The 11559-nt window shown below is 59.3% G+C and carries 12 protein-coding genes; 8 read left to right on the top strand and 4 right to left on the bottom strand.

Features of this window, described 5'->3' with window-relative positions; all coding sequences use genetic code 11:
• Positions 1 to 28: 28 nt before the first annotated feature.
• Together ASC96_RS24490 and ASC96_RS24485 are read right to left on the bottom strand one after the other, a co-directional pair.
• Positions 29 to 1438, bottom strand: coding sequence for an adenylate/guanylate cyclase domain-containing protein (locus ASC96_RS24490; protein WP_060505699.1), 1410 nt, complete (start codon positions 1436 to 1438; stop codon positions 29 to 31).
• Positions 1439 to 1534: 96 nt separating this feature from the next.
• Positions 1535 to 1900 (bottom strand): helix-turn-helix domain-containing protein, encoded by a 366-nt coding sequence (locus ASC96_RS24485; RefSeq protein WP_060505698.1) that lies wholly within the window; start codon positions 1898 to 1900, stop codon positions 1535 to 1537.
• Positions 1901 to 2009: 109 nt separating this feature from the next.
• On the opposite strand from ASC96_RS24485, the gene ASC96_RS24480 reads away from it, so the two are divergent.
• Positions 2010 to 2714 carry a glutathione S-transferase family protein gene (locus ASC96_RS24480; protein WP_060505697.1) on the top strand — a complete coding sequence of 235 codons (705 nt, stop codon included), beginning with the start codon at positions 2010 to 2012 and terminating at the stop codon, positions 2712 to 2714.
• Positions 2715 to 2861: 147 nt separating this feature from the next.
• Here the strand turns inward: ASC96_RS24480 and ASC96_RS24475 are convergent, their stop codons facing one another.
• Positions 2862 to 3164 carry an antibiotic biosynthesis monooxygenase gene (locus ASC96_RS24475; protein ID WP_060505696.1) on the bottom strand — a complete coding sequence of 101 codons (303 nt, stop codon included), beginning with the start codon at positions 3162 to 3164 and terminating at the stop codon, positions 2862 to 2864.
• A gap of 82 nt (positions 3165 to 3246) precedes the next feature.
• A complete protein-coding gene (locus ASC96_RS24470; protein WP_060505695.1) occupies positions 3247 to 4275 on the bottom strand; it encodes a zinc-dependent alcohol dehydrogenase family protein in 1029 nt (342 codons plus the stop codon).
• Positions 4276 to 4462: 187 nt separating this feature from the next.
• Here ASC96_RS24470 and ASC96_RS24465 point away from each other — a divergent pair, with 187 nt between their 5' ends.
• From ASC96_RS24465 to ASC96_RS24435, 7 genes are all read left to right on the top strand, one after another.
• Positions 4463 to 5398, top strand: a complete 936-nt coding sequence (locus ASC96_RS24465; RefSeq protein ID WP_060505694.1) for a neutral zinc metallopeptidase — start codon at positions 4463 to 4465, stop codon at positions 5396 to 5398.
• A gap of 168 nt (positions 5399 to 5566) precedes the next feature.
• Positions 5567 to 5902 (top strand): hypothetical protein, encoded by a 336-nt coding sequence (locus ASC96_RS24460; protein WP_060505693.1) that lies wholly within the window; start codon positions 5567 to 5569, stop codon positions 5900 to 5902.
• Between the two features lie 51 nt (positions 5903 to 5953).
• Positions 5954 to 6304, top strand: a complete 351-nt coding sequence (locus ASC96_RS24455) for a hypothetical protein (protein WP_060505692.1) — start codon at positions 5954 to 5956, stop codon at positions 6302 to 6304.
• Between the two features lie 144 nt (positions 6305 to 6448).
• Positions 6449 to 6772, top strand: a complete 324-nt coding sequence (locus ASC96_RS24450; RefSeq protein WP_060505691.1) for a hypothetical protein — start codon at positions 6449 to 6451, stop codon at positions 6770 to 6772.
• Positions 6773 to 7097: 325 nt separating this feature from the next.
• The gene (locus ASC96_RS34320) at positions 7098 to 8486 is read left to right on the top strand and encodes a calcium-binding protein (RefSeq protein WP_060505690.1); all 1389 of its coding nucleotides are present in this window, start codon (positions 7098 to 7100) and stop codon (positions 8484 to 8486) included.
• 227 nt (positions 8487 to 8713) lie between these two features.
• Positions 8714 to 9970, top strand: coding sequence for a TCR/Tet family MFS transporter (locus ASC96_RS24440; RefSeq protein WP_060506045.1), 1257 nt, complete (start codon positions 8714 to 8716; stop codon positions 9968 to 9970).
• A gap of 170 nt (positions 9971 to 10140) precedes the next feature.
• Positions 10141 to 11559, top strand: a complete 1419-nt coding sequence (locus tag ASC96_RS24435) for an MATE family efflux transporter (protein WP_060506044.1) — start codon at positions 10141 to 10143, stop codon at positions 11557 to 11559.

Raw genomic sequence — 11559 nt, 5'->3', positions numbered from 1 at the left:
GGGAATTGGCAACCCGGCGGACGAGCGCTTACGGAATCGCGAAAATGCCGATCTCGCCGGTAATGCCGCGAAGGGCGACATTGTGCGATGCCGGCGTCACGCCGCGCTGTGTCAGCAGGTGCAAGGCACGCTGGTCTTGCAGGACAGAGCCGGTTGCGAAGATTTCGCGGGACGTGGCGAGATGCTGTACCCTTGAGGCGATGTTGACGGTCTGGCCGAAATAATCCTGCCGTTCGTTCAGGCTGACCGCAATGCACGGTCCTTCATGGATGCCAATCTTCAAAAGCAGGTCTTCGTTACCATGCTCCTCATTGAGTGCGCGCATCGCATCGCGCATCCGCATGGCGGCGGCTACGGCACGGTCCGGTGTCGGGAAGGTGGCCATCACCGCATCGCCGATGGTCTTGACGACGGCGCCTGCTTCCGCACTGACGATCTCGTTCAAAATGCTGAAATGCGTCTTCACCAGATCGAAGGCTGCGAGATCGCCGACGCGCTCGTAAAGCTCTGTCGAGCCACGCAGGTCGGTGAAGAGAAAGGTGAGACTGGTGATCTTCAGCCGCTGATCGACGTCGATCGTATCGGTGCGGTAAATGTCGCGGAACGTCTGATTGGTGAGCAGGCGTTTGGCGGTCAGGAAGGGGCGGCGCCGCCCGAGCAGATCGTGCAATGCGTCGTTGGCCAGGCACACGGACGGCAATGTCCGGACCCCGGTGTGATTTTCCACCATGATCCGCACCGGCCCGGGCCGCAATTCCAGCGTCTCGCGATGCTGAAAAGACCTGTCGAAGACAAGCGAAAGGTTCGTTCGCTCCTTGGTCGGCTCGCCCTTCACGTCAATGAACTGTGCCGCATGGGTGACGGGCTCAAACACCATCACGAACCCTTCGGGCAATTGCAGCGAGATGACCGCCTTTTCGCCGGATGGCAGTTCCAGCGCTTCGAGGACGAATTCATCGACCTTCGCCTCGTAATCGTCTTCCGGCATGTCGATGCCGGAGCCCCAGTAGATCTGACGGAAATATTCGAGCGGCGGCAGGTCGTGCGGATTATGCGCTTCGATGTGGCGCACCCGCGGATTGACCGTGAAGGTCACCTCGACCATCTCATCGAGCGTCGGCTCGTAACCGGCGGCACAGAGCGCGCAGATATATTGCTCGCTTTGCACGGTCTTGAGCGAGGTATTGGCATCGAGCACACCGCCGCACCCCGGGCACAGGACATTCCATGACATCTCGAACAGGCCGAGCCGCGACGCGTGCAGAAACCCGTTGATCGCGTGTTCTTCGTCAAATCCCGCGTTGGCGGCGAACGCCAGCGGGTTTACCCGGCCGAGTTTGCGGTCCGGCGCATCTTGAACGAGCCGTTCGATGGCATCGACAATGTCCGGCCTTGCCGATTGGCGCAACGCCGCGAAAAGGGGCTGGGTGTCGCTCATGCGCACAGTTTACACCAAATCCGATTTGCTGACAGCGGATTGCTGCTTCCCCATTGCACAGGGGCAGGCGCCCCGGTGCAAAAATGCGGCCGACCGTCAGGCCGCCTTGATCAGTGGCCTGCGTATCTTTGTTTCAACCGGTTCACCCCGGGCGCCTGCAGTGTCCTCCCACCAATCGCCGAGCGCGTCGATCAGCGGCACGAGCGCATAGCCCGAAGCCGTCAGGTCATAGTCGACCCGCAGCGGATAACCGGAAAAGGCCGTACGTCTGACAATGCCGGCTTTTTCCAGCTTGCGCAGTTCCAGCGCCAGCATCCGGTGCGACAGCGTCGGGTTGTCGCGCTGCAGATCGCTGAATCGCTTGGTGCCGTCCTTGAGATAATAGAGCAGCAATGTCGGCCAGCGGCCGCTCAGCACGCGCATGGTCTCTTCGATCGGGCATTTGGAGACGACGTCTTTCATCGGGCGGTCCTGGTTACAAAAGAGTGCGTAATTTACATGGGGGCGCCAATGGTTAGGGTCAACCATCGCTGCGCAGCGTCACCATCAACAACAACAAGAGACCCGAAAAATGGAACCTATTCTCATTCACGGCTTCCCGCTTGGAAGCTCGATGGGGCTTGTCGCTGCGTTCGAAAAAGTCGGCCAGCCTTACCGCCTCTGCCGCGTCGACATGCTCTCCGAGATGAAGAACGATGCCTATGCCCGGCTGAACGGCCGTCAGGAAACTCCTGTCCTGATCACGGACAAGGGCGCAGTCCTCACCGAAACCATGGCGATTGCCGGCTGGCTTGCAGCCCGCGATACCCAGCACCGCATCAGCTTTGAGCCCCGCTCGCCACAGGCAGACCGGATGTTGCAGTTGATGGCCTTCATCAATACCGGCTTCACCGGTGCTTTCGGGCCATTGTGGGTTGCGCTTGAGTCCGAAGGCGAGACGCCAGAGACACTTGCATTTCTGCGCGAGTTCGGCCGCAAATCCGTTGTGGAACGCCACGAAAAGCTGGAAGCTATGATCGGTGATACGCCATTTCTGGCTGGTGATCGCCTGAGTTTGGCGGATACGACGCTGATCGGTGTGGCGCGCTGGGCCGAATTCCATCAAGCCGTTGACCCCAAGGCCTATCCGAAACTTGCCGCGCTGCGCCGCCGGATCGAAGCCGAGCCGGTGGTGCAATATGCCCTGGCAGTCGAGGACGGCGAAACACCGGCTGGCTCCGGCGCCTGCGTCGGCCATGTGCCGCTGGCCGAGGTGATCGCCCGCTTCGCCGCTTGAGGTAAACAATGATAGCGGCATGACGAATCTGACCGATGGGAGGTGCGATGCACATTTCCCATCGGTCGGTCATTCAGACCTCCGTCAAGCGTGGGGCCTGCGGACATTTCCGTCAGGTCTGCCCGGTGTCGCTCGAATGCCGGCGAGCTAGGAGAAGGAAATTTCTATGACGGCATCGCCTGAAACCGCATCGGTGACACCGCGCTCCTCGCCCAGATCCTCCAGCGTATGGCGGAACGTGTCGAGATTGTTGATCATCTTTGGCCGCGCCGCCACCATATGATCGAAACTGTCCCATTCGCCGATCGAACAATAGGTGCCATCGGCGGACTTGATCAGCGAGAATTTCCGTAATCCCTCGAAGTTGCGCGAAAGGCTGCGAAACAGGTTTTCGAACTCGTCATGCAGGCCGGATTTCGGGCGGAACCGTACAACGCCAAATGCCGTCATCTTGCTTCCCCATAGCTTGAGATCACCGCAATTCTTGTATCACGATAGACCGGAAAATCTAAGAGGTGGCACGGCGATCGAATCAGACGCGGTTGCTTACCACCAGGACCTTGACTTCGCCTGCCGCCGGAGGATTGCGGATCACGTCCGGCGCTTCTTCAAGCGTGATTGTGCGGGAGATCAGCTTTTCCACATTGATCACCCTCGATGCCACCAGATCGGCAGCGCGGCGATGCGTGAACGGATTGATGAAGGAGCCGAGCACCCTGAGTTCGCGGAAGAGAATGTCGAACGGCTCGATCCGGACCGTCTCTCCCTGTGCCATCACGCCGAGGATGACGACGGTGCCGCCGGGTTTCGCAAGCCGGGTGGATTGCTCGACCGTCGCCGCCACACCAGCGCATTCGATCACTACATCGACACCGCCGGGAACAAGTCCGCCTGGTCCGGTAATGGCTTCGATCAGGTCGCCTTCCGACGGATCGATGCTGGCAGTCGCGCCCAGTTCTTCCGCCAGCTTCCGTTTTGCTTCTTGCCGGGTCGAGAGAATGACGGTCGTTGCCCCCGCCAGCCGCGCCAGCTGCACCGTCAAAAGTCCGATGACGCCGCCACCAAGTACAACGACCGAAGAGCCTGCCTTGATCTCAGCCATATCGACGCCGTGCAGGCAGCAGGCAAGCGGTTCGCAGAACGCGCCGTGGGTCGCGGGCATATCGAGCGGGATTTCGAACGCCTGCTTCTGCGGCACGATGACATAATCGGCAAAACCGCCATCGCGGCTGATGCCGATGGCCTTCAGGTTTCGGCAGAGATTGATCCGGCCTGCCTGGCATTGCGGGCAGCGGCCGCAGGAAATGTTCGGGTCGCCGGTGATGCGCGCGCCCAGCTTGAAGCCTTTCACGTCAGCACCCACAGCCTCGACGATGCCACAGAACTCGTGGCCGAGCGTCACGGGGGGCGTCGAGGGAAATTCGCCGTGCAGCAGATGGCGGTCGGTACCACAGATGCCGCAGGCCTCGACCCGGACCAGAAGGTCGTCCGGCCCCGGAACGGGCGTCTCGATCTCGCGCACGAAAAGTTTGCCGATCGATTCCAGGCGCATGGCTTTCATAGGCTCGTTCCTCCCAAAACAATGGCTGCCATACTGGCATGGCCTTTCACCGGCTGCCAACGGCCGGATCGAATTTTCGCGAGTGAAAAACTTTGTCATTTGGGTCTTGTACAAAATCGCGTCTGGCGCGTTATATGGTCTTGAAAAGCTTGAGGGCCTTGAGCGGCCAGCACGGGGAGATCAGATCATGGAATGGAAGGGCCGGCGTCAATCGGGCAATATCGAGGACGAGCGCGGAGCGGGTCCTGTGCGGGGCGGGATGGGCGGTAATCCGTTCGGCCGCGGCGGTGGCTTCCGCCTGCCGACCGGCGGTGGCGGCCGTGGCGGCGGCATGAGCATCGGCACGATCATCTTCCTCGTTGCTATCTATTTCGTCTTGAAGATGATGGGTATCGACATGCTGCAGGTGCTCGACGGTGGCCAGTCGCCCGGCCAGTCCGGCTACGAGCAGACCCAGTCGCAATCGCCGCAGGGCTCTGCCGCCGAGGAAGAGACCAAGGCGTTCGTTTCCACCGTTCTGGCCGAGACCGAAGACACCTGGAACGGCATCTTCCAGGCGAGCGGCGAAACCTATGTCGAGCCGAAACTGGTTCTGTTCCGTGACGGCATCAATTCGGCCTGCGGTATGGCGTCTTCCGCCAGCGGCCCGTTCTATTGCCCGGGTGACCAGAAGGTTTATCTCGACATGGCTTTCTTCGATGAGCTGGCGCAGAAATTCGGGGCATCCGGTGATTTCGCCGAGGCCTATGTCATTGCCCACGAAGTCGGCCATCACGTCCAGAACCTGCTCGGTATTCTGCCCAAGGTGAACGCGCAGCGCCAGCGCATGAGCGAAGCCGATTCCAATCAGATGTCGGTGCGGGTGGAATTGCAGGCGGATTGCTTCGCCGGTATCTGGGGCAAATATACCGAGCAGAAGGGGCTTCTCGAGCAGGGCGATCTGGAAGAAGCGTTGAACGCCGCCACGCAGATCGGCGACGATACGCTGCAGAAGCGCACCCAGGGCTATGTCGTTCCCGAAAGCTTCAACCACGGCACCTCGGCGCAGCGTTCGACCTGGTTCAAGCGCGGCTTCGACAGCGGCAAGCTTTCTGCCTGCGATACGTTCAACAGCAACATCTGAGTGGCATACGGCGCGTCCTTTCGCGGACGCGCCGTCTTTACGGCAAGCATTAAAAAATCTCGCGCGCCGCAGCATGGTGATCGCAAAAGCGGCGGGATAACCTATATCTCCTGAACAAGACGACACCGATGGCAAGCCCGGCCGGGTGGTTACTGAAGGAGAATAAGCATGCGGAAAATCCTCCCCCTGACATTTGCGGCTGCGGCGCTCGCCCTTTCGGCCGTGCCGCCCGCATCGGCGACCGAAACACTCGGCACCATCCTGTTCGGCCACCCCATGGAGCCCGGCATCGCCGTTGTCATGGTGAGGTCCGGCGATCGTGGCGGTGATCGCGCTCCGGCGATCTTCCGTGATCCGTCGGCAGAGACGCGCGCCCGGGCGCAGGCGGAAATTGCCTCGAATCGAGTCATCAGGGCATCTCTGGAACGGCGAAACATCCGGCCGCACAATGTCCTTGCCATTCAAACGGCGCTGGATGGTAGCAAGATCATTTATACACGATGATATCGGCCCATTGCGGTACGTGTGACCGCAAACGCCTGAAGGAGAAAGACAGTGAAGAAGATCGTTACGCTTGTTCTGGCTGCCGCCCTTTTAGCTCCGCTTGGTGCCGGGTTGGCAACGGGAACGGCCTATGCCCAGAGGGCGCCGACCGCTCGCCAGGCCGCCAACACCAATCCCCGCGTCACGGTGATCATCATCCGCGACTATATCGGCCCGGACGATTTCCAGCAAGTGCCGCGCACCTACCGTTATCCGTCGGCGCAGACCTACGCCAGGGGGCAGGAGGAAATCCGCAACACGCCCAACATCCGTGCGGCCCTACAGAAGCGCGGCATTCCGGCACGCAACGTCAATGGCGTCCAGACCGCCTTCAACGGCGGCAAGATTGTCTATGTGAAGTGATCGGGACGGCGGCGTCTGGTTTCATCACCGTGACTGCGCGCCGCCATGACGATCGCGCGCACCCGGTCCTTACCAGTCGCAGTAGCCGTCTGTGACAGTCTGCCGGCCGCTGGAAGCCGTCACTGGATCTCTGAGGAGAGAACAATGCGCAGACTCATCATGCTCACGTTTGCCGTGTTGGTCGCGGCCATGCCGCTTGGCGGCCTTGCCAGCGCCCGGGATGCGCGTTCCGGCCAGGTCAGCATCACCGTCATCATCATCAAGAATGAGGTCGATAGTGATGACGAAACACAGCAGGTGCCGCGCACCTATCGCTACCCCTCGCCACAGACGATCGCCAAGGCGCAGGACGAAATCCGGTCTGACGCCTATCTGCGTGGTTTTCTCCAGAAAAAGCGCGTCCAGTTGCGCAATGTCGTCGGCATCCAGACCGCGTTCAATGGCGGCAAGATCGTTTATGTAAGATAGTCACCGATTGGTCTGCGCCGTCTGCGTTTCCCGCGACATCTCCCGCTTATCTGCCTGTCCGATTTTTCTAATTTCCATAGTGCAGGTCGCGAGCATCTGCGGCCTCACTGTGGGTCTTCATGCGCTTTCTGAAGAGCATGCCGGGGGGCTAGGATTAAAGTCTGCGGGTTGCGCCATTCTGCCGATGTTTTGCGGAATATCGCTTCTCATGATTGCAGTATCCTTGCAACTTTTGCTGGCGGTATGTGCGGCCTTGTGATTTTAGTCGTGTCTGATATTTTTCGGTTTGGCGGTATTTCAGATTTTATTTATTGCGGAGGGAAGGATGAGCTATCAGACGTTTACGGTGGGCGAAATATCCGGGTATGTTTCGCTATTGTCCTCATTCGACTTCGCATCAGTCGACTGGAACGAAGTGATCGGCTACTTGCAGGATGCCGGCCTTTACACATCGGAGGTGGCTGATGTCATAAGCCAGTTTGCAAGTGGAAACTTTGACAGTCTGTTTCGTGGGCTTGAACTGGTTCAGACGATCGTTGATCAATATCCGCCGGACATGTTGTTCGAAGCCGCCGTCAACGACTATTTCTCCTCCTCGACGGATACCAGATTCGAACAATTCCTGCCGGATATGCCTTCACCGACTGATACCCATTGGGGAGAGGACTGGAACAACATCAAGGACCAACTGACGTCTGCGAAGATCGAGTTCGACAAGACGTTAGATCGGTGGAATCTTAGCGACCTTGTTCCGGGTGAATGGACCACTGATGGAATAAAACAATTCCTAGTCGCCAAAACTTACTCTGCTTTTTTCGATAAAGCTGACGGTTTCCTTGAAAATCTGGCGCTCAATCGCGGCGTACTAGGCCAGTATGAAGCTGCGAAAGAGAGCTTTCGGATCAAGGAGGCTCTGACCAACTTTCACACCAATCTGTTTTCCATCATCGATGACGGTGTCAACGAGCGCAGCAGTCCCGAAGACATGTTCCAGCGTCTGGATGACGTGACCAGCAAGGGGCTACTCGATGTGACAGGCATTAGTAATGGCTTGAAGAACGTGCTGAGTACTATCGGTTCCGGTATCTTGGATAAACTTGTCAGCAACAAGAACACGTTCGGTTATGGGGTGGCGCTGGCTACAGACAGCGGTTCTTTCAACGTGACGATAGCTCCGATCAAATCGGTCTTTGCCGGCACGGCGGGCAGGGATGCTCTGGTTGGCGGCTCCGCAGCTGATACGATCGACGTCAAGGCGGGCAACGATATCGCCTACGGCGCCGGTGGGAACGATACGCTGTTGGGCAATACCGGAAACGATATTCTTGGCGGTGGCGCGGGGAACGACAAGCTGATCGGCGGCGCCGGTGCGGATAAACTCTTCGGTGGTGCCGGCAAGGATATTTTTGTCTTCAAGAGTACAAAGGAATCCGCCAACAGCGTGGCCTTTCGGGATACCATCTACGATTTCAGCGCCAAGGAAGGCGATCGGGTCGATCTGTCGGCCATCGACGCCAATCTGAAGCTCAGCGGTAATCAGGCTTTCAGTTTTATCGGAACGAAGGCTTTTTCGGGCAAGGCGGGTGAGTTGCGCTATGACAAAAAGGTGTCTGATAGCTACATCTACGCCGATGTCAACGGCGACAAGAAGGCTGATTTCGCCATTCATCTCGACGACGCTGTCGTGCTGACTAAGGGGCTTTTCATCCTCTAGCCCCACCCCTTTCAGGCAACCGTTGTAACGGAACATCCGTCATCGTTTGGAACGGGAGCTATCCCTTGGGTATGTTGCGCCCGCTCATCAATGTTCCCGAAGCACTCATCACGAACAGTGAAATGTTCACGGATTGTTTCCGTCAAAATTTTCCGATACAGACGATTTGCCTGTCATGTTCGCGTTCTGTATCCGCGCGCCGCCGGATGCCCATTAAGGTTTGTTCGATGATCGATCCGAAATCAACGCGGCGTGGCCTGTTCCTGGTTTTCCTTATCCTCTTCCTGGATATTATGGGCATCGCCATCATCGTGCCGGTGCTGCCCGCCTATCTGAAGGAGCTGACCGGCGATACGATCAGCGAAGCAGCCGTTGATGGCGGCTGGTTGCTTCTGGCCTATGCCGGCATGCAGTTCATTTTCGCGCCCTTGATCGGCAATCTGTCCGACCGCTTCGGCCGCCGGCCAATCCTGCTTGCCTCGGTGCTGACGTTTGCGCTCGACAACCTGATTTGCGCGCTGGCAACAACCTACTGGATGCTGTTCGTCGGACGGGTTTTGGCGGGCATCAGCGGCGCAAGTTTCTCGACCGCTGCCGCCTATATCGCTGATGTCAGCGATGATACCAACCGGGCGAAGAATTTCGGCCTGATCGGTATCGCCTTCGGCACCGGCTTTGCGCTCGGTCCTGTGCTCGGTGGCCTGCTCGGCGAATTCGGCCCGCGTGTTCCCTTCTATGGTGCGGCGGCCCTGTCCTTCGTCAATTTCGTCGTCGCCTGGTTCCTGCTGCCGGAGACGCTGGAAAGCCAAAACCGCCGCCGCTTCGAATGGAAGCGTGCCAATCCGCTAGGAGCCTTGAAGCAGATGCGCAATTATCCGGGCATCGGCTGGGTGCTGCTGGTGTTCTTCCTGTTCTGGCAGGCGCATGCGGTTTATCCGGCCGTGTGGTCCTTCGTCGCCTCCTATCGTTATGACTGGAGCGAAGGGCAGATCGGCCTGTCTCTCGGCATCTTCGGGATTTGCGGGGCGCTGGTGATGGGCTTTGTTCTGCCAAAAGCCATTCCGCTGCTCGGCGAATGGAAGGCGGGAGCCGTCGGGCTGATCTTTACCGGACTCGGTCTGGTTGGTTATGCCTTGTCCTTTCAGGGGTGGATGATCTACGCCGTGATCATCGTCACCTGCCTTGAAGCGCTTGCGGATCCGCCCTTGCGCAGTATCGCGTCCGCCAAGGTGCCTCCGTCGGCGCAGGGCGAATTGCAAGGCGCCCTGTCGAGCATTTCCAGCTTCACGACGATCCTTGGGCCGCTGATGTTCGCGCAGATCTTCAGTCTCTTCACGGCCCCGCAGGCGCCCGTCACATTTGCCGGCGCACCATATGTTCTGGGTGCCATCTTTATTGTGCTGGCCATTGCCGTGTACATATTAAAAGTGCGGCCGGAGCCTGCCTCAATCGATGATGGTGGTGTGGCCGGACAGGCTGCCTGACCTGCTTTCCCGGATTGACGCTCGAAAAAAGATCAACTTCTGTGATCTTTGGATGAAAAAATAAGCACATTTGCCGTTCTGGCTGGTGCTTTTCAATCGGTTGTTCTATTTCAAAATCTTCCGTCTTGCGGCCCATACCGGTTGCGACGAAGCCAAAGGCCTATCCTCACATGCTGACTTCACCCCCTGTCGACACGGGCGTCCGCACCGATAATTCTTGGTCCGCGCATTATCGCGCCACCATTGCGCTCGGTGTGCCCTTCGTCGGCGCGCAGCTTGCGCAGTTCGCCATCCATGCCACCGACGTGCTGATGGTCGGCCGCCTCGGCACGACCGAGCTTGCGGCCATGGTTCTGGCCGCTCAGACGTTTTTCACCATCTTCATTTTCGGCTCCGGCTTTGCCAATGCCGTCGTGCCGATCGTGGCGCAGGCCGAAGGCCGCGGCGACCGTGTTGCCGTGCGCCGCGCCGTGCGCATGGGCATGTGGGCCGTGCTCGGCTATGGCGTCATCATGGCGCCGGTTCTCTGGCAAGCCGAGCACGTCCTGTTGCTGCTGGGGCAGAAGCCCGAAGTGGCAGCCCTTGCCGGAAGCTATCTGCATGTTGCGCTCTGGGGCATGTTCCCGGCGCTGCTGTTCATGGTTCTGCGTGGCTTCCTGAGCTCGCTCGAGCGTGCCGGCATCATCCTTTACGTGACGATCATCGTGCTGCTTGCCAATGCCGCACTCTGCTACGTATTCATCTATGGCCATTTCGGCGCCCCGGCGCTGGGCATCGTCGGTGCCGGTATTTCGGCGCTGATCGTCAACACGCTGAGCTTCGTGCTGCTCTACATCTATATCCAGGCGCAGCCGCAGACCCGGGCCTATGAAATCTTCGTGCGGTTCTGGCGGCCGGACTGGCCGGTGCTGAGGGATGTCGTCAAGCTCGGCCTGCCGATCGCGGTCACCATCCTTGCCGAGGTCAGCCTGTTCACCGTCGCCTCGCTGCTGATGGGCATGATCGGCACTGTCGAGCTTGCCGCGCACGGCATCGCCCTGCAGTTTGCCTCCGTCGCCTTCATGGTGCCGCTCGGGCTGGCGCAGGTCGCGACCGTGCGTATCGGCCTTGCCCATGGCCGCCGCGATGCGGAGGGAATCAGGCGCGCAGCGATCGCCGTGTTTGTCATCGGTTGCGGCTTTGCCTTCATCGGCAGCGCCGTCTTTGCGATTTTCTCGCATGAGCTGGCGGCGATGTATCTTGATACCAACCGGCCGGATGCGGCCGAAGTGCTCGCCTTTGCCGGACCGCTGATCGTCATTGCCGGCGCGTTCCAGCTGGTCGATGGGGTGCAAGCCCTTGCTGCCGGCATGCTGCGTGGCCTGAAAGATACGACCGTGCCGATGGTGCTGGCGCTGGTTTCCTACTGGCCGATCGGCTTTGTCGCCGCCTATCTGCTCGCCTTCCACTTCGGTTTCGGTGGTGTCGGCGTCTGGTATGGCTTCGTGCTCGGTCTTGCCGCCGCCAGCGTTTCGCTCACCTGGCGCTTCTTCCTCTTCCTGAAGCGGGAGCGCAAGCTGCTGGCCTTGCCGGCCGGAACCGTTTTGTGA

The sequence above is a fragment of the Rhizobium sp. Root1204 genome (assembly GCF_001424965.1).
In the GTDB taxonomy this organism is placed as follows: Bacteria; Pseudomonadota; Alphaproteobacteria; order Rhizobiales; family Rhizobiaceae; genus Pararhizobium.
The sequence above is the reverse complement of the archived record's forward strand: the minus strand, read 5'-3'. Positions and strand labels throughout refer to the sequence as shown.